This is a genomic window from Variovorax sp. LG9.2 (assembly GCF_035018885.1).
In the GTDB taxonomy this organism is placed as follows: domain Bacteria; phylum Pseudomonadota; class Gammaproteobacteria; order Burkholderiales; family Burkholderiaceae_C; genus Variovorax.
On sequence record NZ_JASJXB010000012.1, the window covers coordinates 27,831 to 51,512 of the forward strand.

The 23,682-nt window shown below is 65.3% G+C and carries 25 protein-coding genes; 5 read left to right on the forward strand and 20 right to left on the reverse strand.

Annotated features, from left to right (window positions below; all coding sequences use genetic code 11):
- Positions 1-70: 70 nt before the first annotated feature.
- The 3 genes from mreD to QN413_RS14175 form a co-directional block, all read right to left on the reverse strand.
- The gene (gene mreD / locus QN413_RS14165; protein WP_323497230.1) at positions 71-592 is read right to left on the reverse strand and encodes a rod shape-determining protein MreD; all 522 of its coding nucleotides are present in this window, start codon (positions 590-592) and stop codon (positions 71-73) included.
- Complete coding sequence (gene mreC, locus QN413_RS14170; protein ID WP_323497231.1) at positions 589-1,581, reverse strand: rod shape-determining protein MreC; 993 nt, start codon at positions 1,579-1,581, stop codon at positions 589-591. The genes mreD and mreC overlap by 4 nt, the downstream gene beginning before the upstream one ends.
- A 130-nt stretch (positions 1,582-1,711) precedes the next feature.
- Positions 1,712-2,755 (reverse strand): rod shape-determining protein, encoded by a 1,044-nt coding sequence (locus QN413_RS14175; protein ID WP_187053950.1) that lies wholly within the window; start codon positions 2,753-2,755, stop codon positions 1,712-1,714.
- Between the two features lie 214 nt (positions 2,756-2,969).
- Here QN413_RS14175 and gatC point away from each other — a divergent pair, with 214 nt between their 5' ends.
- From gatC to gatB, 3 genes are read left to right on the forward strand one after another with little or no spacing between them, the layout of a single operon-like run.
- Complete coding sequence (gatC, locus tag QN413_RS14180) at positions 2,970-3,269, forward strand: Asp-tRNA(Asn)/Glu-tRNA(Gln) amidotransferase subunit GatC (RefSeq protein ID WP_187053949.1); 300 nt, start codon at positions 2,970-2,972, stop codon at positions 3,267-3,269.
- Positions 3,266-4,756 carry an Asp-tRNA(Asn)/Glu-tRNA(Gln) amidotransferase subunit GatA gene (gene gatA, locus QN413_RS14185; protein WP_323497232.1) on the forward strand — a complete coding sequence of 497 codons (1,491 nt, stop codon included), beginning with the start codon at positions 3,266-3,268 and terminating at the stop codon, positions 4,754-4,756. The genes gatC and gatA overlap by 4 nt, the downstream gene beginning before the upstream one ends.
- A gap of 1 nt (position 4,757) precedes the next feature.
- Positions 4,758-6,275: an Asp-tRNA(Asn)/Glu-tRNA(Gln) amidotransferase subunit GatB gene (gatB, locus tag QN413_RS14190; protein WP_323497233.1), complete on the forward strand. Its 1,518-nt coding sequence runs from the start codon at positions 4,758-4,760 to the stop codon at positions 6,273-6,275.
- A gap of 32 nt (positions 6,276-6,307) precedes the next feature.
- Here gatB and QN413_RS14195 read toward each other — a convergent pair whose 3' ends face one another.
- Both QN413_RS14195 and pyrE read right to left on the reverse strand, forming a co-directional pair.
- Positions 6,308-6,949 (reverse strand): DUF4124 domain-containing protein, encoded by a 642-nt coding sequence (locus QN413_RS14195; protein ID WP_416352184.1) that lies wholly within the window; start codon positions 6,947-6,949, stop codon positions 6,308-6,310.
- Positions 6,950-7,009: 60 nt separating this feature from the next.
- Positions 7,010-7,699: an orotate phosphoribosyltransferase gene (gene pyrE / locus QN413_RS14200; RefSeq protein WP_323497234.1), complete on the reverse strand. Its 690-nt coding sequence runs from the start codon at positions 7,697-7,699 to the stop codon at positions 7,010-7,012.
- Between the two features lie 11 nt (positions 7,700-7,710).
- On the opposite strand from pyrE, the gene QN413_RS14205 reads away from it, so the two are divergent.
- Together QN413_RS14205 and QN413_RS14210 are read left to right on the forward strand one after the other, a co-directional pair.
- Positions 7,711-8,514 carry an exodeoxyribonuclease III gene (locus tag QN413_RS14205; RefSeq protein WP_187053944.1) on the forward strand — a complete coding sequence of 268 codons (804 nt, stop codon included), beginning with the start codon at positions 7,711-7,713 and terminating at the stop codon, positions 8,512-8,514.
- Positions 8,515-8,617: 103 nt separating this feature from the next.
- Positions 8,618-9,292, forward strand: coding sequence for an SOS response-associated peptidase family protein (locus QN413_RS14210; RefSeq protein ID WP_323497235.1), 675 nt, complete (start codon positions 8,618-8,620; stop codon positions 9,290-9,292).
- 8 nt (positions 9,293-9,300) lie between these two features.
- Here QN413_RS14210 and QN413_RS14215 read toward each other — a convergent pair whose 3' ends face one another.
- The 15 genes from QN413_RS14215 to QN413_RS14285 all read right to left on the reverse strand — a co-directional run bounded on the left by QN413_RS14215 (position 9,301) and on the right by QN413_RS14285 (position 23,674).
- Positions 9,301-9,711: a DUF3830 family protein gene (locus tag QN413_RS14215; RefSeq protein WP_187053942.1), complete on the reverse strand. Its 411-nt coding sequence runs from the start codon at positions 9,709-9,711 to the stop codon at positions 9,301-9,303.
- A 33-nt stretch (positions 9,712-9,744) separates the two neighbouring features.
- The gene (locus tag QN413_RS14220; RefSeq protein ID WP_323497236.1) at positions 9,745-11,286 is read right to left on the reverse strand and encodes an amidohydrolase family protein; all 1,542 of its coding nucleotides are present in this window, start codon (positions 11,284-11,286) and stop codon (positions 9,745-9,747) included.
- A 65-nt stretch (positions 11,287-11,351) separates the two neighbouring features.
- On the reverse strand, positions 11,352-12,494 hold the full coding sequence (locus tag QN413_RS14225; protein WP_323497237.1) for a ring-opening amidohydrolase: 1,143 nt from the start codon (positions 12,492-12,494) through the stop codon (positions 11,352-11,354).
- The gene (locus tag QN413_RS14230) at positions 12,491-12,688 is read right to left on the reverse strand and encodes a hypothetical protein (RefSeq protein ID WP_323497238.1); all 198 of its coding nucleotides are present in this window, start codon (positions 12,686-12,688) and stop codon (positions 12,491-12,493) included. The genes QN413_RS14225 and QN413_RS14230 overlap by 4 nt, the downstream gene beginning before the upstream one ends.
- Positions 12,689-12,830: 142 nt before the next feature.
- Positions 12,831-14,255 carry a dihydropyrimidinase gene (gene hydA, locus QN413_RS14235; RefSeq protein WP_323497239.1) on the reverse strand — a complete coding sequence of 475 codons (1,425 nt, stop codon included), beginning with the start codon at positions 14,253-14,255 and terminating at the stop codon, positions 12,831-12,833.
- A 96-nt stretch (positions 14,256-14,351) separates the two neighbouring features.
- A complete protein-coding gene (locus QN413_RS14240; protein ID WP_323497240.1) occupies positions 14,352-15,386 on the reverse strand; it encodes a GTP-binding protein in 1,035 nt (344 codons plus the stop codon).
- Positions 15,383-15,691, reverse strand: coding sequence for a hypothetical protein (locus QN413_RS14245; protein ID WP_323497241.1), 309 nt, complete (start codon positions 15,689-15,691; stop codon positions 15,383-15,385). Before QN413_RS14245 ends, QN413_RS14240 begins: the two co-directional genes overlap by 4 nt.
- Before the next feature lie 12 nt (positions 15,692-15,703).
- The gene (locus QN413_RS14250; protein ID WP_323497242.1) at positions 15,704-16,588 is read right to left on the reverse strand and encodes a polysaccharide deacetylase; all 885 of its coding nucleotides are present in this window, start codon (positions 16,586-16,588) and stop codon (positions 15,704-15,706) included.
- 73 nt (positions 16,589-16,661) lie between these two features.
- Positions 16,662-17,357 (reverse strand): GntR family transcriptional regulator, encoded by a 696-nt coding sequence (locus QN413_RS14255; protein ID WP_323497321.1) that lies wholly within the window; start codon positions 17,355-17,357, stop codon positions 16,662-16,664.
- A gap of 105 nt (positions 17,358-17,462) precedes the next feature.
- Positions 17,463-18,137: a cysteine hydrolase gene (locus QN413_RS14260; protein WP_323497243.1), complete on the reverse strand. Its 675-nt coding sequence runs from the start codon at positions 18,135-18,137 to the stop codon at positions 17,463-17,465.
- 18 nt (positions 18,138-18,155) lie between these two features.
- Positions 18,156-19,805, reverse strand: a complete 1,650-nt coding sequence (locus tag QN413_RS14265) for an ABC transporter ATP-binding protein (protein WP_323497244.1) — start codon at positions 19,803-19,805, stop codon at positions 18,156-18,158.
- An 8-nt stretch (positions 19,806-19,813) separates the two neighbouring features.
- Positions 19,814-20,536, reverse strand: coding sequence for an isochorismatase family cysteine hydrolase (locus QN413_RS14270; protein WP_323497245.1), 723 nt, complete (start codon positions 20,534-20,536; stop codon positions 19,814-19,816).
- Positions 20,533-21,618: a formamidase gene (locus QN413_RS14275; RefSeq protein WP_323497246.1), complete on the reverse strand. Its 1,086-nt coding sequence runs from the start codon at positions 21,616-21,618 to the stop codon at positions 20,533-20,535. The genes QN413_RS14270 and QN413_RS14275 overlap by 4 nt, the downstream gene beginning before the upstream one ends.
- A gap of 36 nt (positions 21,619-21,654) precedes the next feature.
- Positions 21,655-22,575: an ABC transporter permease gene (locus tag QN413_RS14280; protein ID WP_323497247.1), complete on the reverse strand. Its 921-nt coding sequence runs from the start codon at positions 22,573-22,575 to the stop codon at positions 21,655-21,657.
- Between the two features lie 16 nt (positions 22,576-22,591).
- Entirely contained in the window at positions 22,592-23,674 is a 1,083-nt protein-coding gene (locus QN413_RS14285) for an ABC transporter permease (protein WP_323497248.1), read from the reverse strand.
- Between the last annotated feature and the right edge of the window lie 8 nt (positions 23,675-23,682).

The following is a 23,682-nucleotide window of genomic DNA, read 5'->3' on the forward strand; positions in this document are numbered from 1 at the left end:
GGCGATTAAGCTTAGGTGGGATGCCACGTCAGGGCAAATCGAAGGCAGATCGAACAGGCTCGAGCGTTGCTCACAGCGGACGGTTGGCGTCGGGCTCGGGCGTGCGACGCTGGGGTGCCAGCAACAGCAGGCTCGCCAACGGCCAGAGGATGGTTTCGATGACCGGCGACACCATCAGGTTCCACCCGGGGAACACGCCGCCACCGATCATGCGAATGGCCAGTTCGATGACGTGTGACAGCGCGAAGAGCGGCAGCACTTGCAGCGCCTGCGAGGCCACCGGATACCAGAGCAGCCGCCGATGAATCGCGATCGCGAAGTAGCCCAGCGTGGTGTACGACAACGCATGCTGGCCGAGCATCGCCGATTGATGCACGTCCATCACCAGGCCGAAAGCGAACGCGACGCCGATGCCGATGCGGGTCGGCTGGTGCACGCTCCAGAAGACGATGGCCAGCGCCAGCAGGTCGGGCGTCCACGCCGCGCGCCCGATCGGGATCATGTTGAGCAGCAGCGCCACGAACAGGCTGGTCCACATGAAAAGCGGACTGAGGGGGAGCAGCAACTGCTGCTGGCCGGGTCGCATGATCATGGTTGGCGCTCCTTGGGTTTCGGCTTGGCGGTGGGCTTCTTCTCAGCTGCTTTTTCCGCTGCCTTGTCGGCCTTTTTCTTTGCGGCCGCCGCAGCCGCTGGCGCGGCGGACGGTGCCGGCTTCGGCGGCGTGTTGGCACCGGTCGGCGCCAGCACCAGCACATAGCGCGCCGAGCTCACATGGGCCAGTGGCAGGCAATGGATGCGCGCGAAAGCGGAGTCGGCGCGGCGCTCGATACGGTCGATCTTCGCGACCGGCAAGCCCGCCGGATAGACGCCGTCGACGCCGCTGGTCGACAGCAGATCGCCCTCTTGCAAGTCCGAGTTCGCGGCCATGAAGCGCAGTTCGAGCCCGCCGCCGTGCGCATTGGCATCGCCAAACGCCACGCTGCGCGCGCCGGTGCGGGTGTTTTGTACCGGAATCGCTAGGTCGCGATCGATCACCAGCGTGATCTCGCTGGTGAAGGGCTGCACCTGCGTGACCTGACCCAGCACCCCGTGCTCGTCGATGACCGGCGAGCCCGCGGCAATGCCATGCGTCATGCCCTGGTCGATCACGACTTTGCGGGTGTAAGGGTCGGCTGCGTCATAGAGAACCTCGGCCGCACGCGATGGCGTCGGCGTGCTCGCGCGCAGTTCGAGCAACGACCGCAGCCGCGAGTTTTCTTGCAACAGGGTGTCGGACTGGCTGGCGCGCTCGGACTGCACCGCCAGCGCCTTGCGCGCATCGGATTCGCCGCTCTGCGCCGTTTGCAGATCTTCGAGGTAACGACCGCCGCCGACCATCGCCTGCACCGGTTTCAGTGCCAGCCACTGCACCGGATACAGCACGGCACCGATGGCCGCGCGCAGCGGTTGCACGATGTGGAACCGGGCATCGGCCACCATAAGGAACAGCGCTAGCGCGCTGAAAAAGACCAGCTTGCTGAGTGCCGACGGCCCCTGGTTGAAGAGGGGCGGGGCGGTGCGGTCAAGGGTACCGAGCGGCATGGCGCTTTATGCCACACGAGTGGCTTGTTTCAGGGCTGCCGTGGAGCCGGCTTTGCCGGGACGCTGGCAGCGTCCCCGGCCGGGGGTGGGAGCGCGACACGATCTGCGCGCGACCTGGGCGCGAGCGACCTCACTCCGACGTGAAGATGCTTCCAAGACGGTCCATGCGCTCCAGGGCGATGCCGCAACCGCGCACCACGCAAGTCAACGGGTCTTCGGCCACGAGCACAGGCAGACCGGTTTCCTCGGCGAGCAGGCGATCAAGATCGCGCAGCAGCGCACCACCACCGGTCAACATCATGCCGCGCTCGGCGATGTCAGCGCCCAGTTCGGGCGGGGTCTGTTCCAGCGCGTTCTTCACGGCCGAAACGATGTTGTTGAGCGGATCGGTCAGCGCTTCCAGCACTTCGTTGCTGCTGATGGTGAAGCTGCGCGGCACGCCTTCGGACAGGTTGCGGCCCTTGACTTCCATCTCCTTGACTTCGGAGCCCGGGAAGGCCGACCCGATGGTCTTCTTGATGACTTCGGCCGTCGGCTCGCCGATCAGCATGCCGTAGTTGCGGCGGATGTAATTGATGATGGCCTCGTCGAAGCGGTCGCCACCGACGCGCACGCTGCCCTTGTAGACCATGCCACCCAGCGAAATCACACCGACTTCGGTGGTGCCGCCGCCGATGTCGACGACCATCGAGCCCGACGCTTCCGACACCGGAAGGCCGGCACCGATCGCCGCGGCCATCGGCTCTTCGATCAGGTAGACCGACGTGGCGCCGGCCGCTTCAGCCGCGTCCTTGATGGCGCGGCGCTCGACCTGGGTCGAACCGCAGGGCACGCAGATGATGATGCGCGGACTCGGCGTGAACAGCGTGCGCGGATGCACCATCTTGATGAACTGCTTGATCATCTGTTCGGTGATCACGAAGTCTGCGATGACGCCGTCTTTCATCGGGCGGATCGCCTCGATGTTGCCCGGCACCTTGCCAAGCATGGCCTTGGCCTCTCGCCCGACCGCTTGGATGACCTTCTTGCCATGCGGGCCGCCTTCGTGGCGGATGGCGACTACCGATGGCTCGTCGAGCACGATGCCCTTGCCGCGCGCGAAGATCAGGGTGTTGGCCGTCCCGAGGTCAATTGCGAGATCGGTAGAAAAATACCGACGGAAAGTACCGAACATGAAGGGGTCCTCTGCGGGCACGGCATGCGCTTCGGCATGGCATCGCCCTTGTTTTGACAGGTGAAATTGAGGGCTTTTGCGGCAAATGCCGGCGCGTTCGCGGGGGTTGCGGCAAAGGCGGGATAATAACCGAATCCCCTGTCTTTTTCACGTTTGCACGCCCCCGAAGGGTGCAATGCCACCGGTGCTTTCACCGGACCAAGCCACTCTCCCGATGTCACTTTCCGCTTCCGATATTGCGCGCATCGCTTCGCTGGCGCGCCTGCAACTCGCCCCCGACGAGAGCGAGCGCTTGCAAGGCCAGATCAACGGCTTTTTCGAACTGGTCGAGCGGATGCGCGCCGTCGACACCGCCGGAATCGAGCCCTTGGCGCATCCGGTGGCCGCCATCGAAGACATCACGCTGCGCCTGCGCGACGACGTGGTGAGCGAGCCGAACAACCGCGAAGCCAATCAAAGAAGTGCACCCGCCGTCGAGGCAGGCCTGTTTCTGGTGCCGAAGGTGATCGAATGAGCGGCACGCAGATTCACGAAAAAGGCGTGGCCGAACTAGCCCGTGCATTCGCGTCCCGCGAAGTCTCGGCCGTCGAAGCCGCGCAACACTTTCTCGGCCGCATGAAGGCGCACGAATCGCTCGGCGCCTTCGTCGCGGTCGACCCGGAGGTCACGTTGGCTCAGGCCCGTGCAGCCGATGCATCGATGGCGGCCGGCAACGCACCGGCCCTCGCCGGCGTGCCGATCGCGCACAAAGACATCTTCGTGACGCTCGACTTCCCGACCACCGCGGGCTCACGCATCCTGGCCGGCTACCGATCCCCTTTCGATGCGACCGTGGTGCGAAAGCTGGCCGAGGCCGGCACCGTGACGCTCGGCAAGCTCAGCTGCGACGAGTTCGCCATGGGCTCGGCCAACGAGAACGTCGCCGTGCCTGCGGTCGGCCACGACAAGGCCGTGCCGGTGCAAAACCCGTGGGATCGGGCGCGCATTCCGGGTGGCTCGTCCGGCGGCAGTGCAGCAGCAGTGGCCGCGCGACTGGCACCGGCCGCCACCGGCACCGACACCGGCGGCTCGATCCGCCAACCCGCGTCGTTCTGCGGCGTGACCGGCATCAAGCCGACCTACGGCCGCGCCTCGCGCTACGGCATGGTGGCCTTTGCGTCGAGCCTGGATCAGGCCGGCCCGATGGCCCGCTCGGCTGAAGACTGCGCCTTGCTGCTGTCGGCCCTGTGCGGACCCGATCTCGACCGCGACTCGACATCGATCGACCGCCCAGCCGAGAACTATTCGCGCTCGCTCGATGCTTCGCTCGATGGCCTGCGCATCGGCGTGCCCAAGGAGTTTCTGGGCAATGGCGTGGCGCCCGGCGTGCGCGCTGCGGTCGATGCAGCGCTTGTCGAATACGAGAAGCTGGGTGCCCGCCGCGTCGAGGTGAGCTTGCCGCGCACCGAACTGTCGATTCCGGTCTACTACATCATTGCTGCGGCCGAAGCCTCGAGCAACCTGAGCCGCTTCGACGGCGTCAAGTTCGGCCATCGCGCCAAGCAGTACAGAGACCTGGCCGACATGTACGGCAAGACGCGCGAAGAAGGCTTCGGCGACGAGGTCAAGCGCCGGATCATGATCGGCACCTACGTACTGAGCCACGGCTATTACGATGCTTACTACCTGCAGGCGCAAAAGGTGCGCCGCATGATCGCCGACGACTTCCAGCAGGCCTTTGCGCAATGCGACGTCATCGCCGGCCCGGTGGCACCCACGGTCGCGTGGAAGTTCGGCGAGCATGGCAACGACCCCGTCGCCGACTACCTGGCCGACATCTTCACCCTCCCCGCCTCGCTCGCCGGCCTGCCGGGCATGAGCCTGCCGGCCGGTTTCGATGGGCACATGCCCGTTGGCCTGCAATTGATCGGCAACTATTTCGGCGAAGGGAAATTGCTGAATGCAGCGCATCGTTTTCAACAAGCGACCGATTGGCACATACGTACGCCGGAGGGCTTTTGAGATGAGCCAACCCGTGATGAACTCTTTCGAACAGATGCAGGAAGGCCGACCGACCGGCCCGCTGGTGCGTGGCTACGAAGTCATCATCGGCTTCGAGACGCATGCGCAGTTGTCGACTGCCAGCAAGATCTTCAGCCGTGCCTCGACCGCCTTCGGTGCCGAGCCCAACACGCAGGCCTGCGCGGTCGATCTGGCGCTGCCCGGCACGCTGCCGGTCATGAACCGGGGCGCAGTCGAACGCGCCATCAAGCTCGGCTTGGCGCTCGGCGCGACCATCGCGCCGCGCAGCGTGTTCGCGCGCAAGAACTACTTCTATCCCGACCTGCCCAAGGGCTACCAGATCAGCCAGTTCGAGATCCCGGTGGTGCAAGGCGGCGAGGTGACTTTCTTCGTGGGCGACGAATCGAAAACCGTGCGCCTGGTGCGCGCGCACCTCGAGGAAGACGCGGGCAAGTCGCTGCACGAGAACTTCATCGGCCAGTCGGGCATCGACCTGAACCGTGCCGGTACGCCGCTGCTCGAAATCGTGAGCGAACCCGACATGCGCTCGACCGCCGAGGCCGTGGCGTATGCGAAAGAGCTGCACAAGATCGTGACGTGGATCGGCATCTGCGACGGCAACATGCAGGAAGGCAGCTTCCGTTGCGACGCCAACGTGTCGGTGCGCAAGCCCGGCCAGCCGTTGGGCACGCGACGCGAGATCAAGAACCTGAATAGCTTCAAGTTCATGCAGCAGGCGATCGACTACGAGATTCGCTGGCAGATCGAAGAGATCGAAGATGGCCGCAAGGTACAGCAGGCAACCATTCTTTTCGACCCCGACTCGGGCGAGACGCGCGCCATGCGGACCAAGGAAGACGCGGCCGACTACCGCTACTTTCCCGATCCGGACTTGCCCCCGCTGGCAATTGCGCAAGACTGGATCGACCGCGTCAAGGCTGAGATGCCGGAACTGCCGCGTGCGATGGCGGCCCGTTATGTGAGCACGCATGGCCTGTCCGGGTACGACGCGGCGCAACTTACGCAGAGCACGGCACTGGCGCGCTACTTCGACGACACGGTCGCGGCAGGTGCTGCGCCAAAGCTCGCAAGCAACTGGATCACCGGCGAGATGGCGAGGCGACTCAATTCCCAAGATATCAGCATCGACGCCGCACCTATCTCTGCACAGGTGCTGGCAGCAATTGTTCAACGCATCGCAGACAACAAGATCTCCAACAATGCAGGAAAGCAGGTGATGGATCTGCTGTGGGCCGCCGGCTGCATCGCCGAAGCTCCTGTCGCCGCGACCTACGTCGATCGAGCCATCGACGACTTGGGCCTGAAGCAGATGAGCGATACAGGTGCCCTCGAAGCCATCGTCGACGGCGTGTTGGCGACCAACCAGAAGAACATCGACGAGTACCGCGCCGGCAAAGAGAAAGCCTTCAACGCGCTCGTCGGTCAGGTGATGAAGGCCAGCCAGGGCAAGGCCAACCCGGCGCAGGTCAACGCGCTCTTGAAGTCGAAGTTGAGCTAGCGCAGCAGAGCCGGCGCCCGCGGGAGCGTCGGCTATTTCGCCGTGCCGCCAGCGTCTGATGTCCAGAGTTGGCGCAGCTTGATTCGCTCGTCATCGAAGCGCGAATTCACCCGCTTCTTCTCGTCTTCCTGGTCGCTGACAAAGCGGTTCTGCACCGCCATGCTCTGCACGTTGTCGTCGAGTTTGCGGCGCACGGCACCCGGGGCACGGCCGATGTCGCTTTTGTAGAACTCGAGCTCTTCGTCGATTTTCTTGCGCTCGTCGGACAACTCGGCCAGGCGCTTCTTTGCTGCCTGGGTCACAGCGTCGATCTGCACGAGTGCCTCGGCGCGCTCCCGGTTGTGCGCCGCGGCGTTGGGGTATCGGACCAGCAGCGCGCGTTCCCGTCGCCGCTCTTCGAGCTGGCGCGCCTGAAGCAGCGACTGCTGCCTCGCGCGTTCCTCGCGCACGGCAGATTCTCGTGCGGTGTAAGTCGGCTCGACCGTGCGGCGCGTGGTGCCGCTCGGGTTGAGTTCGCGCTGCTCGCGGTCGATGCAATCGGCGATGGGGCGATCGGCCGTGATGATGCGGCCGCGCGAATCGGTGCAGCTGTAGATGCCGCCGCTCGGACCGCCCGTGTTGGCAGTCGTCTGCGCTTTTGCAGTCCCTCCAACGAGCAACAGGACTGAAGACAAGATCGCGAAAAAATTATGTGTGCGCACCAGAAATCCTGTCTTTCAGCCGGCCGAAAAAGCTCAGGCGCCGTAGCGCTGTCGGTAAGCCATAACTCCCTCGCGATGAATGCCCAGCGAGGGGTCTGTGCGTTCCGAGAGGTACTGTAGCAAGTCGTCCAGCGTGGCGATCGCCACCACCTGCATACCTAGCCGATTACGCACATATTGCACAGCGCTGTGGTCGACATCGATGCCGTTCTCCGTCGCTTTTTCTTGTCGGTCGAGGGCGATCACCACGGCCTGCGGCGTAGCCCCGGCGGCGCGGATCGCTTCGATCGATTCGCGCACAGCGGTGCCCGCCGACATCACGTCGTCGACGATCAGCACACGGCCCTGCAGCGGCGCACCGACCAGTACACCTCCTTCGCCGTGGTCCTTGGCTTCCTTGCGGTTGTAAGCAAACGGCACGTTGCGGCCACGCCGGGCCAGCTCCGCCGCCACCGTCGCCCCCAATGGAATGCCCTTGTAGGCCGGGCCGAAGATCATGTCGAACTCGATGCCGCTTTCAATCAATCGGTCTGCATAGAATTCAGCCAGCCGCATCAGCTTGGCGCCATCGTCGAACAGGCCCGCGTTGAAAAAGTAGGGACTCATGCGACCGGCCTTGGTCTTGAATTCGCCGAAGCGCAGCACCCCGGAATCGATCGCGAACTGCACGAAGTCCAGCGCGACCGAACGGCCAGCCTCATTCAATTCAGTCAACTCAGCCATCGGGAATTCCTTTGTTCAAACTCACAAGCCTCAACCTCAACGGCCTTCGTTCGGCAACGACCAAGGGCGTGGCCAACTGGGTGGCCGAACTGGCGCCGGATTGTATTTGCATGCAGGAAATCCGCGTCCAGGCAAGCGATGTCGAAGGCCGATTCGAAGAAATGGCCAACCTGAAAGGCCACTTCCATTTCGCCGAGAAAAAGGGTTACGCCGGCACCGCCATCTACACGCGCCATGCGCCGAGCGACGTCGTCATCGGCTGGGGCGACGCCGAGTTCGATGCCGAAGGCCGTTACCTCGAGCTGCGCTTCGACACCCCTGCGCGCAAGCTGTCGATCATCAGCTGCTACTTCCCCAGCGGCAGCTCGGGCGAGGAACGGCAGGCCGCCAAGTTCCGTTTCCTCAAGGGCTTCTTTCCGCATCTGACCGCGTTGAAGAAAGAACGGGAGTTCATCCTGTGCGGCGACATCAACATCGCGCACCAGCAGATCGATTTAAAGAACTGGCGCGGCAACCAGAAGAACAGCGGCTTCTTGCCTGAAGAGCGCGCCTGGATGACGCGACTGCTCGATGCCGGCACCGAGGGCGCCGGACTGGTCGACGTCTATCGCATGCTGCAACCCGAGACCACTGACGCGGCCTACACGTGGTGGAGCAACCGTGGTCAGGCCTATGCCAACAACGTGGGTTGGCGTCTCGACTACCACTTGGCGACGCCAGCGCTCGCTCACTTGGCACAGCACGAGTCGATCTTCAAGACCGTCAAGTTCAGCGACCACGCGCCGATCACCGTCGACTACGATTTTTCGCTTTGAAGATGTAAAAAGCCCCGGATTCAGGGGAAAGGTAAGCCGTTTGCATTAACTGCTGGCCGCAATTTTTCTCCCGAAATATTCCGTTGCATTTAGAGTTGGTCGCATGGCCCACCGCTATCACGCCGTTCAGGATCCAGCGCATTTTTGGCGCCAGTTTGGCGTTCAGGCGCCGGCCGTGGCGCCTGAAGTTCGCGTCCACGATCAAGGCGTGTTCGTCTGCCGACCGCGCACCGACGCGGCCCGCGGCGGCAAGCTACCTCGCTTTGAAGCCGCGACCGGCCGCTGGGGTTTGATCCCGCTGTTTTCACCGGACGGTCGTGACCGCCTTACGCATGAAGCAGCCAGCGAAACCGCCGCGACCGAACGCAACTTCTATCAGCCATGGAAACGCTCGCACCGCTGCGTGGTGGTTGCCGATGCGCTGTTCGAAACGACCCACACCGGCAGCGAAATTCGCATCGAGCGATTCGACGGCGCACCGTTTTGCATCGCCGGACTGTGGAACGGCTGGCGCTCGCCACAAGGCGCGTGTGTTGAGAGCTTTGCGCTGCTAACGATCGACGCCACCGAAGACGCGCTCATGCAGCAACTCAGGGGCGAACGTCCGCGGCGCCGCCCTGTGATCCTGCCCGACGGCTGGGTCGACGAGTGGCTCTATGCGCCCATCGAAGAAACATCGGCATTCCTTCGGCCGTATCCGCTGCAGATGTGGGTGACCGAAGTACCGATCGCACTGCCGAAGCAGACAACGTCGGTCGAGGCCGCCAGCTTCGGTTGAGCTTGGGCTCAGGCCAGTTCGAACAGAACGTCCTGGGCACCTTCCCACAGCACTTTGCGGCCGAGCGCCTGAAGTTGATCCTGCCCTTCGACGATCGTCAGGAAGTGATTGCCCGCCAGCGGCCCCATGCGGCTCGCGAAGCTGCACGGTCCATACGCCCAGATGATCTCGGTCTCGCTGTAGCCGCCCGGGTAGAACAGGATGTCGCCGCGTGACGGATGGGCGGTGTGATTCTCGAAGCCGACGCCCAACTGAAAGTCGCCGAGCGGAACCCAGCAGCCCTCGCCGCTCCATCGCACATGAATCAGCTTCTGCCGATACGGCAGCAGCTTGGCAAAAGCAGCCACGGTGAGCGGTGCGTCCGGATGGGTTTCGGCGACGAAGTGAAGGCCGCCGGCGGTGATGTCGAGTCGTGTCATGCGAGATTCAAAGATTGAGATATTGAAAGTGGGTCAGTCGCAGCAGCCGCCGAAGTGCCCGCTGCGATAGAACGGCGCGAGGTCCTCGGACAGCGCCTGTACCGTGCCGCGCCATGAAGCGCTGGCCGCATCGCTGGACACATCGCTGGACAGAGCCGCGCGCATTCGCGCCAACAACTCGGCACGCAAGGCCGTCTCGTCGATGCCGGTCACACGGCCGCCTTCGACCACGCTGCGGCCGCCGATCAACACCTGCGCGATGTGGCTGCCATTGCCGCGCGCCAACAACAGATCGAGCGGATCGATGTCGGAGAACAGCGCATCGTCGTCGAGCGCATCCCAGTCGAGCAGCACGATGTCGGCCGGCGCGCCGGGCTCGATGCGTCCACCACTACGCAAGGCGCCCCCCACGCTGCGCGGACCGTGTCGCGCCGCAAAGCCCCATAGCTGATCGCGCGTCATCGTCGTGTCGAAGCCCCAGCCGCGGTGCAGCGAATAGGCGAGCCGCATCTCGCGCAGCGCATCGTCGTCTTCATCGAACGCCATACCGTCGAGGCCCATCGCCACGCGACAGCCTTGCTTCAGCATCTCGGGCAGTGGCGCTATGCCCGACTTGAGGCCGAGGTTGGAGCTGGTGTTGACTGCGATGGTCACGCCGCGCTCGGCCAGCAGCGCCAGCTCGTCGGCGCGCGCCCAGGTGCAATGCGCCAGCGTGAGACGCGGACTCAACAAGCCGATGCTGTCGAGAAATTGAACGATGCCGCCGGGATGCGCCGCATCGGCCCATGCGCGCTGGTACTTGGTTTCCAGCAGGTGCATGTGCACGGGGCGGCCGGTGTCAGCGGATGCTTGTGCAATCGCTTCGAGCAACGGCGTGCTGCACCACTGCACGGCAGCCGGGCCGTACTGCACGGTGACGTGATCGCCATAACCACCTTCGCTCACCATCGCAGCGACCTCGTCCACCAACGCGAGTTGCTGGGCCGGCGCCATCGGCTTGACCGACAGCCGCTGCGCGACCGCGTTGCGAATGCCCGGCCGCAGTGCCTTCAACACCGTCGCGTCGTCGCAGTAGGCGATGCCGTTGCGGTCGCGCATCGCGATCGCGAAGCCGATGCGCACGCCGACATCACTCGCCGCCCGTGCCACCGCGCGGGCCTCGTCGACATACGGCATGCCGCCCTGCACCCGCGTGTAGTGAACCATCAAATTGGCGACGCCGTGACGCACCGAGCGCGCAAAGGATGTGACGGCGCACAGGTAGGGGTCGACGCCGGGCGCGAGGCCGAGGTAGGGGAGCCAGCTTTCGAGCGGCTGGTTGAAGGCGCCGAGAGTGGCGCTGCGGACGGTGCGGGCGTGGTCGTGGGCGTTGGACAGCGCCGGCAAGGCCAGCAGGCGACGCGCCGTGACTGCGGCGCCCAGTGCCTCCAGCGCATTGATCGATGCCACGCGACCGCCCGAAACTGCCACTCGCACATCGGCCTGCGCAGGCGCAGCGCCGGGGTCGGTCAACAGCCAGGTGCAATCAAAGCTTTGTCGGGTCGGCGTAGCGCCAGGCATCTGGGGTGTCGTCATTTCAGTGCGAATTGTGCGGGTCGAATCGCATGCCACGCCCGGGTTGGCGTTGCGCATCACGGCTTTCAGCCAGCGACCGCGAAGATCGCGGCGACCGGACCAAAGCCCGCTGGCCCCTGGTGCTCGGCACCGCCCGAGACGTAGAGGGCGGTCTGGCCGACCACCGAGGCCAGCACGGCGCCGACCGCCGCGCGGGCATGCCGCGTGGCGTTGATGTCGGAGTCGTTCAGCATGGTGTGACGGGCGCCGCGCACCAGCCCACTTGGGCTGGCCTCGGCCTTGGCCAGCAGGTTGACCAGCCGTGCCGCGATGGCATCGGCATCGCGCTCGGGGTCGAGCCCGAAGGCTTCGCGCAGCAGGCGGCGCACGCTGCTGGCATCGACCGCGTCCTGCATCACCGTGTGCGCGATGCGGTAAGCCGATGCGCTGCCGATGGCCTCGCCCAGCACGATGACGACGTTGCCTTCGAGCTCGATGCCGGCCGAACACGAGGCCCGTGCCGAATACAGCGCGCTGTCTTGCAGGATCGCCGCCTCATCGACTGCGGGCAATTCGCCGAGTGCCAGCCCGACGCCGAGCGCCGAGGCGCCACGCGACCATCCCATCGACTCATAGCTGTCACGCGTGACGGTCACTTCGCCGCGCAGTTGTGCCGCCAGCACCTTGGCGGATGTGAGCAACGGGCACTTGACCTGCACGAAGTGCACGTCGGCCGCATCGTCGATGCCCGCATCGCGCATCGCGGCCTGCACCGCTTCTGCCGTGGCCGCTACCTGCGCCATGCGGCCGATCTCTTCGGGTGCGAAGGCGCGCGTGTGCGCCGTGCCGATCACCAGGCGCTTCTCGCCCGACACGCTCGCGGCATCGCTGACATCGATGAAGCCACGCGTGAACACCGTGAAGTGCGGCGACAGCACGCCCTCGGTGCCGCCCGACATCACGAGCGCCACGCGGTCGTGCACCTGCGCCACCGTGCAGCGGAGATGCGGCGCGAGGAAGTGGCACCAGGCCGTGGCGGCGAAGTCGCGCGTGTGGTCGTTGACGCAGCCGTTGCCTTCGGTCTTGCCCATCACCGCGACGATGTGTGCCGGGTCGAGCCGCCCCGCGTCGATCAGCGCCTGTACGCCCGAAAGGTCCGCCGGACCACTGCATGACACGCGAAATACATCGACCTTCTGCGCCTTGCCAGATGATGTTGACGTGCTCACAGCGTGTACTCCGGCGCGGCCACCAGCGGCAGAGGGTTGAGCGGAATGCTGGGCGGCGTGGCGCCGATGGTGCTGACGAAACTGACATGGTCGGCATGGAGTTGCCATGCGTTGTGCGCGACGGGGCCGAACGACGCCGCTTCGGGCAGCGTCGGCGCCAAATTGGGGCGTGGGGAGCGCGCGGAGGCTTTCATGCTCATCGCCTTGCAGCCGCCGTGCCAATCAGCGCTTCGCCTTGTCGCTTTATCGCAATCTCTGAATCACGCCGTCCCGCAGTTGCCCGGCCATGCGTCGTTCAAGCCATCCTCAGTGCGTGTCGTGGCCGACGCGATCCAACTAAAAAGCCCGCACTTCGCCGCGCGGCACGAAGCGGCCCATACCGGCGCGCCCCAGCCACTGCGGCCCATCGACGATCAGCTGGCCGCGGAGAAATACCTTTTCGACGCGACCGCGCAGCGTGCGTCCCTCCAGCAAGGTGTAGTCGCAATGGCTGTGCAAGTGCTCCGCGTGGATGGTCTGGCTGGCGTTGGGGTCGAACAGCACCACGTCGGCATCGCTGCCGACGGCGATCGTGCCCTTTTTCGGAAACAGGCCGAACAGCTTGGCCGGCGTGGTCGCGGTCAACTCGACGAAGCGATTCAGCGACAGCTTGCCCTGCATCACGCCGATGTCGAACAGGCTGACCAGGCGCGTTTCAATGCCGGGGGCACCGTTCGGAATTTGCGAGAAATCATCCTTGCCGCGCATCTTCTGCAGGCGGTAGCCGAGGTGGCCCTCTTTCATGCAGAAAGGGCAATGGTCGGTGGCGATCACCTGCAAGTCGTCGTAGCGCAACGCCCGCCACAAATGCTTCTGGTTGTCGGCGCTGCGCAGCGGCGGCGTCATCACGTACTTGGCGATTTCCAGGTCGTCGCTTTGGTACACCGAATCATCGAACAACAGGTAGTGCGGACAGGTTTCGGCGAACACCGGGATGCCCTCGGCGCGCGCGGTGACGATGTGCTTGAGCGCCTCGTTGCTCGACACATGGACAAAGTAAATCGGCGCCTGGGCCAGCTCGGCCAGCCGGATGCCGCGGTGCGTCGCCTCGCCTTCCAGAATGGCCGGACGGGTCAGTGCGTGATAGCGCGGCGAGGTGTGGCCCGCCTCCAGCGCCTCCTGGATCAGCAGGTCGATCACCGTGCCGTTTTCCGCGTGCAACGCCACCATGCCGCCGTCCGCACCGACCTGGCGCAGCATCCGAAAGATGGACGCATCGTCGGCCATCATCACGCCGGGGTAGGCCATGAACATCTTGAAGCTGGTCACCCCCTCGTGGTGCATGGCGTGCCGCACGTCTTGCAGCACCTGGGCGTCGACCCGCGTGACGATCACATGCAAGCTGTAGTCGACCGCGACTTGCGACTCGGCACTGCGCTGGGTGCGGGCGATCGCCCCGAGCGGCGAATCGGTCGCGGTTTGCAGGGCGAAGTCGACGACGGTGGTGGTGCCGCCAAATGCCGCGGCCTTGGTGCCGCTGGCAAAGGTGTCGCAGGTCACCGTCGGGCCGATCACGTTTTCCAGATGCACATGGGTGTCGACGCCGCCGGGCAGCACATACAGGCCGGTGGCGTCGATCACCAGCACATCGCCGCCGACTTCCAGCGCGTGACCGATGGTGTGGATCAAGCCGTCTCGCATCAGCACGTCGGCCACGTAGTCGTCGCTGGCGGTGATGACGCGACCATTGCGAATCAGGGTGGCAGAGGAGGTGCTGGGCATAGTGAAGGTGGGTGGTTAAGGGCCCGCTTCAGTTTGCAAAATCCGTACCCGACCTGGTGCCGCAGCACTGGCGTCACCGACAACGCAGAGCGCGATCTAGCGACACTCGCTCAGGTAACGGGTCAGCGAATCCTGCACACGTTGCGGCTCCAGACCGCGCACGATGACGACCAGCCGCGACTGGTGGTCGTCGCTCGGCCAGCGCGCCAGATGCGTCGGCGGATGCACCAACTGCTGCACGCCATGCACCACCACCGGGGCCTCGGCCCCTTCCACATTGAGCAGGCCTTTGACGCGCAGCACCTGGGTGCCGTGGGCATGCAACAGCAGCGACAGCCAGACGCTGAAGACGGTCCAGTCGACGGCCTCGGGCAAGTCCAGGGCAAAGGCCACGATGTCGCGATGCACGTTGGCGTCCGCGGCGGCAGGCCCTCCGGGCGCAGCCAGCGCCAGGTAGTTGCGTTGGCGGCCGGCTTGCAACCAGCTGGCGACTTCTTCGGTCTTGCCCGCAACATCGAAGACGTCAGCGCCCAGGATGGCGCGCGCGTCCAGCTGCGTGGGGTCGAGCGCCAGACACGGCGCGCTCGGGTTGACCTGGGCCAGCTGCAGCTGCAACGCCGGTAGCAACGCGGGGTCAACGATGTCGAGCTTGGTGAGCACCAGGCGGTCGGCCAGCGCCACCTGCTTTTGGCACTCGGGGTACTGCGCCAGATTGCCCGCGCCGTGGACCGCATCCACCGTGGTGATCACATTGCCGACACGGAAGTGGTGCTGCAGCACCCGGTCGTACATCACGGTGGCGAGTACCGGTACCGGATCGGCCAGGCCGGTGGTCTCGATGATGAGCCGCACAAAAGCCGGTATCTCGCCGCGCTCGCGGCGCTCGTACAGGTCCCGCATGGCGCTCGCCAGGTCGCCGCGGATGGTGCAGCAAATGCAGCCCGACTGCAGCAAGACGATGTCGCCCTCGATGCGGTCGACCAGATGGTGGTCGATGCCGATGTCGCCGAACTCGTTGATCAACACGGCGCAGTTATTGAACAACGCGTCGCGCAGCAGTCGGTTCAGCAGGCTGGTCTTGCCTGAGCCCAAAAACCCGGTCAGCACATTGACGGGAATCCGTTCGCTCATCGGCCGAAGCCCATCGTGTCGGGCTGCGCCAGCGGGTCCACGCTGCGCCCGGTGATCTCCTGCACGGCCTGCCAGACATGGGGCAGGCTATCGACCACCTGTTGCTTGCCCGTGGGACCGGCCACCAGATAGAAGCGCCCTTGCCAGTCGCTGACCGTGACGCGGGCAGCGGCCAGCACCTGGTTGATGACCCGGATGCGCTTGGCCCGCTCGGCCCGGCGCGTCGGCGCCGATGCGCCTTGAATGCGGCCCGCGCCGCTGCTCCAGTGTTCCTCGCCGCCGAGCGAGCCGCAGACGCCGCACATGCTGTCAGGGACTCAGGCTTTGACGCGAGGATGGCGCGTCGCAAAGTCGTTGGCCATCTCGTCCATCGTGACAAAGCGCACCCCCGGATGCGACTTGATGTACGCAAACAGACGCTCGAGCATCAGCAGCACCTGGGGCCGCCCGGCCACATCGGGGTGGATGGTGATGGGGAACACCGCGTAGTCCATTTCGCGGTAGACCCAGTCGAACTGGTCGCGCCACATTTGCTCGATGTCGCGCGGGTTAACGAAGCCATGGCTGTTCGGCGACTTCTTGATGAACATCATCGGCGGCAGGTCGTCGAGGTACCAGTTGGCCGGGATTTCAATCAGGTCGCTCTCGACGCCGCGCTGCAGCGGCACCATCCACTCGTCAGGCTTTTTGCCGTAGTCGATCGGCGTCCAGCTGTCGCCCACCCGCACGTAGTAGGGAGAAAAGTCGTTATGCATCAGCGAGTGGTCGTACTTGATGCCCTTTTTCACCAGCAACTCGTTGGTGACTTTGGAGAACTCCCACCACGGCGCCACATAGCCGGTCGGGCGCCGGCCCGACAGCTGCTCGACCAGCGCGATGCACTTGTCCAGCACGGCTTCTTCCTGCCCTGGCGTCATGGCGATCGGATTCTCGTGCGAATAGCCGTGAATACCGATCTCGTGGCCAGCCTCGGCCACCGCCTTCATTTGCGCCGGAAAGGTTTCAATCGAGTGGCCCGGAATGAACCAGGTGGTCTTGATGTCCATGCGCTCAAACAGCTTGAGCAAGCGCGGCGCCCCGACCTCGCCGGCAAACAGGCCGCGAGAAATATCGTCCGGCGAATCTTCCCCACCGTACGACCCGAGCCAACCGGCCACGGCGTCCACGTCGACCCCGAAGCCACACAAAATCTCTTTCGCCATCGTCTTTGCTCCTGAAAAAATCAATCTGAAAGCAGCGCTTGCATCGCGGGACGCCATGCGCCTGTATGGGAATTCAACCGGCTGCGTGCCGCGCCATGTGCACCTGGTGCAGCGTGATCTTTCGCACCTCCGCCTGGCTCGTCTCGATGTGCGCGCGCAACAGCATCGCTGCCTGGTCGCCGCGGTTCGCACGCACGGCTTTCAGGATCTTCGCGTGCTCGTCGTACGTCGCGTCGATGCGCGGCTGCTTGGTGAAGTCGAGGCGCCGGATGATGCGGATGCGGTCGGTTACATCGCGGTGCACGCGGGCCATCTCGGTATTGCCTGCGGCGGCGACCAGCGCGCAATGAAACGCCTCGTCCCACTGCGCGACCTGCGTCGCATCCGTGCTGCGTTGCGCGGCGGGTACCAGCCAGATGGCGACCAGCGTGTCGAGCACGGCGCGGTCGATGTGGCGGTCGGTTTCGCAAAGGCGATGTGCGGCCGTGGTCTCCAGCACCATGCGCAGGTCGTAGAGCTGTTCGAACTGGTCGAAGTCGAAAGGCAGCACGCGCCAGCCGCTCCTGAACAGCACCTCGACGTAGCCTTCCTGCTGCATGCGAAACAGCGCCTGGCGCACAGGCGTCCGCGAGACGCCAAGCCGCTCGCTGATCTCGTTTTCAGTGAAGCGGTCGCCGGGCACCAAACGGAACTCGGCGACGTCGCGCTTCAGCTGCGCGTAGACCTCGTCGGCGCGGGTGCGAAACGGCACCGGAACAGGAACGACGATGGGGTCCGGCGTCGATGCAGCGGCAGCCGCAGCGACCGCAGCAGCGGAGCCGATAGGACGAGCGGCGCGCGTGGCAGGAGTACGGACGGTAGACACCTCGGAATGTTAGTCGCTGGCCGTGCCGCTTAAGGCGGTCAACACCGCGTCGCTCGGTGCGGTCCAGCCCACGATCGCGCCCTGCGCGCGAATCATGTCGATGGTCGCGGTCTTGAATGCGGGGAAGTAGCTCTCGGTGCAGTCTTCGAGCAGCAGCCCGTCGTAGCCGCGGTCGTTGGCTTCGCGCATGCTGGTCTGCACGCACACCTCGGTCGTCACGCCACCGAAGAGCAGGTGCGTGATGCCGCGCGCCTGCAGCGTTTCATGCAGCCCGGTCGCATAGAACATGCCCTTGCCCGGCTTGTCGATGACCAGCTCGCCTTCGACCGGCGCCAGCGCGTCGATGATCTGGTTGCCGGGCTCGCCCTTGACGAGGATGCGGCCCATAGGCCCTGGGTCGCCGATGCGCAGAGTCGGGTTGCCACGGCTCAACTTGGCGGGGGGGCAGTCCGACAGGTCGGCCTCGTGCGACTCGCGTGTATGCACTACAAGACCGCCCGCTTCACGCCAGGCTTTCAACATCGTCTGCGTCGCGGGCACGATGGCTTCGAGCAGCGCAACGTCGTTGCCGAGCGTCTCGCCGAAGCCGCCGGGCTCGATGAAGTCGCGCTGCATGTCGATCAGCACCAGGGCCGTGGTGTCGATGTCGAAGTCGTAGGCAAAGGGGTTGGCTTCCACGCGCATGGTGTGCTTCTCGGTTGGTTAGTGGTGCCCGCCGCCCATGTGCGCGCCGAGCACGTGCCGCTCGGCCGTGGCCGCAGGCGTCTCGAACACGACGCGGCCTTCGCTCATGACCACGATGCGATCGGCCAGCTCCAGCAACTCGTCGAGGTCTTCGCTGATGAGCAGCACCGCGCCGCCCTTCTCGCGCACCTGCACGATGCGCGCGTGGATCTCGGCCACGGCAGCGAAGTCGAGCCCGAACACCGGGTTGGCCGCGATGAGCACGTTGATGTCGCCGGCCAGCTCACGGGCCAGCACGGCGCGTTGCACGTTGCCGCCGGACAGGCTGCGAATAGGAGCGCCCTCGCCTTGCGTCTTGACGCCGTACTCGCCGATCCACTCACGCGCGCGGCTGCGCCACACGGGAAAGTTCAGGATGCCGCCGCGCGCTAACGGAGATTGATCAAAGTCGCGCAGTGCCATGTTCTCGGCCACGCTCAAGTCGGCGACGCAGGCATTGCGCAACGGTTCTTCGGGCAGGCTGCGTACCTTCAGTTCGCGGTTCTCGTCACGCTTGGCGCTGTAGGGCTGGCCCATCACCGTGACCTTGCCCGACAGCCGTGCACGCTGGCCGACCAATGCCTCGACCAGCTCGCGCTGACCGTTGCCCGACACGCCAGCGACACCGAGGATTTCGCCGGCGCGCACCGACAAACTCAGGTCGTGCAACGCCAGCGTGCCGCGGTTGCCCATGGCTTGCAGGTTCTCGACATTCAAGGCGATCGGCGCGTCGCTCGCCAGCACCTTCATCGTGTGGAGTGCGCGGCCGGTCGGCGCGACCGCTTCCAGCTCGGCCGGCGCATCGCCTTCGGGCGGTGGCGCCACGCCTTCGCCCGCCTCGCCCATCATGGCCGCAGCCAATTGCGTCGGGCTGGTTTCGTCGACGCGGCAGTGGTGCACCGCCTTGCCGCGGCGCAGCACCGTCACGCTGTCGGCATAGGCCATCACTTCGCGAAACTTGTGCGTGATGATGAGCACGGTGCACATGCCGCTCCGCGCAAAGTCGCGCACGTGGCCCAGCACTTCATCGGCTTCCTGCGGCGTCAGTACCGAGGTCGGCTCGTCGAGGATCAACAGACGCGGCCGCAAGTACAACTGCTTCAACAGTTCGAGCTTCTGCTTTTCTCCGGCCGCCAACGACGAAGGCGTGACGTCGAGGTCGAGGCTGAAGGGCGTGGTCGCGAGAAATGCCTTGAGGTCGGCGCGCTTGGCTTTCCAGTCGATCAGCGCCGGCGTCTTGCCGCCGGCCAGCAACAGGTTCTCCGCCACCGTCATGCCCGGTGCCAGCGTGAAGTGCTGATACACCATGCCGATGCCCAAAGCGCGCGCGACGATCGGGTTGGCGATGTCTTGTTCCCGGCCGTCGATGAGGATGCCGCCTTCTTCAGCCCGCTGGAAGCCCGCCACGCACTTCACCAGCGTGCTCTTGCCCGCGCCGTTTTCTCCGAGCAGCGCGTGCACCGTGCCGGGCTCCACGTGCATCGTCACCGAGTCCATGGCGGTGAAGGCGCCGAAGCGCTTGGTGAGCCGGTAGGTGTCGAGCATCAGCGCGCCGGTGCCTGCGGGCAATGCGCCGATAGGGTGCGAGCGCGCTGCGATATCGGCGGGTGCACTGAGCTTTGCGGCCATGCGGTCTTTCAGTTGTCGAGCGCGCCGACCGCGTCGATCAACGCCGTCGACGTGGCATGCGCACCGAACACGCCGCCCTGCATCGTGATCATCTTCAAGGCCGCCAGGTGGTTGCCGTGGTCCGTGGCGGCCGTGCAGTCGGACAGCAGCAGGCACTCGAAGCCGCGGTCGTTGGCATCGCGCAGGGTCGTGTGCACGCACACGTCGGTCGTGATGCCGGCGAGGATCAGGTTCTCGATGCCGCGCGTGCGCAGGATCAGTTCCAGGTCGGTCGCATAGAACGAGCCCTTGCCCGGCTTGTCGATGACCACTTCGCCCGGCAGCGGCGCCAGCTCGGGGATCAGCTGCCAACCCGGCTCGCCGCGAATCAATATGCGGCCGCACGGTCCGTCGTCGCCGATGCCGACGCCGTTGGCGCCGATCTGCCGCGAGCGCCAGCGCTTGTTGGCAGGCAGGTCGGCGAGGTCGGGCCGATGCCCTTCGCGCGTGTGAATGATGTGAAAGCCGAGCGGCCGCAACACGGCCAGCAAGCGCGCGATCGGCGCGATGGGTGCCTGCACAAGCGCGAGGTCATAGCCCATCACATCGACATAGCCGCCCTTGCCGCAGAAGTCGGTCTGCATGTCGATGACGATGAGCGCCGTGTTGGCCGGCCGCAGGTCGCCGTTGCAGGGCCATGCGTAAGGCTCGGCCTCAATGTGCAGCGCTGGCAAAGTGGCGCTGTCGGTCATGAATCGAGAGCCCTCCGGTGTGCCGAGTCGGGGTCTTGCGGAATGTCGGGCAGCTCGGCGGGCAGTTGCGGCACGAGCGGATGCGTCTCGTGGCCTTTGTAGGCACGCAGCGGCGCCGCAAAGCCGCACGAGGTGCCGTCGACCACCTGCACCTGATCGCTCCAGGGCAGCTTGTAGTTACCGGCCGCCATGTCCTGCATGTAGGTGTAGGGGCAGTCTTGCGCCCCGCCCTTCACCGCCACGTAGCCACGGTGGTAGAGCTGGTAGATGTTGTTCTCGACGCCCCAGCCGGTGCGGGCTTCGCGCACGAGATCGGGCCGCAGTTCGCAAGTGATGATCTCGTCGACGCGGCTGCCGCCTTCGACCATCACCGTGCCGTCGAAGCTGCAGAACATGCCCTCGCCCATCGAGTCGAAGGAGCCGTCGCTACCGCACAGGCACACGCTCGCGGTGTAGGCCAGGTTGCAGAAGGCGTTGGCCTGGTTCGTGATCTTCCAGGCATGGCGGATCGGTGCGGTGTAGCCCGCAGTGCGCAGGATGATTTCAGCGCCCTTGTACGTGGCCTCGCGCGCCATCTCGGGGAACATGCCGTCGTGGCAGATGATGAGCGCGAGCTTGCTGCCGTTGGGGCCGTCGCACACCGGCACGCCGACGTTGCCGGGCTCCCACGGTTCGACCGGCACCCACGGATGGAGCTTGCGGTAGTAGAGCCGTATCGCACCCATGTCGTCGACGATGAGCCCCGTGTTGTACGGGTTACCGCCGGGGTTGGCTTCCATGATGGAGAAGCAGGCCCAGATGGTGTTGTCGACGCACGCTTGCCGCAGCGCCTTCACCTCGGGGCCATCGAGCTCGCACATGATCTCGGGCGAGGTGTCCATCGACAGCCCGTGCAGCGAATACTCCGGGAATACGACGAGATCCATCGTGCCCTGGTTGCGCCGCGCCTTGCCGACCATGTCGCAGACACGCTGCGTCTGCGCCGTGAGGTCGGCCTTGGTTTTGACCGTTGGCAACTGCAGTTGCACCAGACCGATGACGACGCCGTTCGCCGACTTGTTGAGACCACCGAAGCCGCTCATTTCAATGATTCCTATAAGGGTTGGCGCGCCGAACGATCAGCGCGTCGAAGACAACTCGCCCGGGCTGCCGATCGCGACACTGCCAGGCTTGCAGGTAAACACCAGTATCACCAGCGTGAGTACGTAGGGCACCGTGTTGAAGAGGTGGTAGCCCCAGCCCACGCCGACCGATTGCAGCGCCGGCCCGATGGCTCCCGCACCGCCGAAGAGGAAGGCTGCGCCGACACACCGCAGCGGGCTCCAGCGCGCGAAGATGACCAGTGCCACTGCGATCAAGCCCTGCCCGCTGGAGATGCCTTCGTTCCAGCTGCCCGGATAGAACAGCGTGAGCGACGCACCGCCGAGCCCGGCGATGAAGCCGCCCGCCGTGGTGGCCGCGATGCGAATGCCCGACACCGAGTAGCCGAGCGCCCGCGTGGCGTTGGCCGAATCGCCCGCCATGCGCACCAGCAGGCCGGCGCGTGTGCGTGCGAAGCCCCACCAGAGGAACAACGCGAGCAAGAGGCCGATCGGCACCAGCGCGTTCAGCTGCAGCGCCGAGCGAACGACCGGGTTGTCGCTCCAGTCGCCGAGCGGGATCGCCGGGATCTGCGGCGCTTGCGGCTGGATCAGCGGCTTGCCGAGATAGAACGCGAGGCCGGTGCCGAAGAGCATCAACGCGATGCCGGTCGCGACGTCGTTGACGCCGTCAAGCGAGCACAACAAGCCGTGCAGCAAGGCGAGCGCCGCGCCGGCGCAGGCGCCGATCAACACGCCGAGCCAGGGTGAGCCGGTGAGATACGCACCGCCGAAAGCCGCCATCGCCGACAGCACCAGCACGCCCTCGAGGCCCAGGTTGATACGGCCCGATTTCTCGGTCAGGCATTCACCCAAACTGACGAAAAGGAATGGTGCGCCAACGCGCAAAGCTCCGCCGACGATGCCTGCGACAAGCGCCACCCACTGGTCGGCGGTCATGTTGAACGGGCAGCGGTCATGCAGCCTCCACGGTGTTGGTCTTCTTCGCCGAGGCCGCACCGAGCGTCTTCGCGCTCAGCTTCTTCCAGTCGATCATCCGGAGCCCTTCGCTCGCCAGGATCAGGACGAAAGCGATGCCCTGCAGCACCAGCACCGACGCATCGGGCAAGCCGAGCCGCCGTTGCAGCAGGCTGCCGGCCGCGCCGAAGCCGCCGAACAGGATGGCGACCGGAATGACCGCGATCGGGTTGTGCCGCGCGATGAACGACACCAGGATGCCGGCATAGCCATAGCCCGCGATGAGCGACGCGTTGGCGTTGGTGTGCACCGCAGCGACTTCGACCGCACCGGCCACGCCGGCACACGCACCGCCGACCCCGCACGCAGCGAGGATCAGCTTCGTCGCAGGCAGCCCGACCAGCTGCGCGGTGCGCGGGTTGCCGCCGACCACGCGAATCGCAAAACCCGACGCGGTGATGCGCAGCCAGAGCCCGAGCCCGATGCAGGCCACGATGCCGATGACCAGACCCCAGTGAATGTCCGAGCCGCCGATGCCGCCGATGCGCAAGGCTTCGGGCAGCGGATAGGTCGACGGCTTGTTCAGGCTGGCCGGGTCGCGCAGCACGCCTTCGACCAGGTGCTTGAAGATGCCGATGGCGATGTAGGCCAGCAGCAGGCTGCTGATGGTTTCGTTGATGCCGCGGTACTGTCGCAACCAGCCCGCCAGCATGATCCACAGCCCCCCGGCGATGGCGCCGGCGATGCACACCAGCACGGTGCCGATGACGTTGGCAGGCAACGGGACGGCATGGGCCAATGCCGCGCAGGCGAGTCCGCCCAGCACCAACGCCCCTTCGCCGCCGATGATGACTAGCCCGGCCCGCGCCGGGATGGCCACGCACAGCGCGGTGAGCATGAGCGGCGCCGCCCGCTGCAACGTGTTCTGCCATGAGAACCAGTCGCCGAACGCGCCCTTGAAGAGCACGACCCACACCTCCACCGGATCGACCCCGGCAAAGGCGACCAGCAGGCCGAAGAGCAACAGCGCCGCCACGATGGCGAACACCGGCAGGGCGATCTCGCGGAGGGCGTTGCGCATCGTCGAGC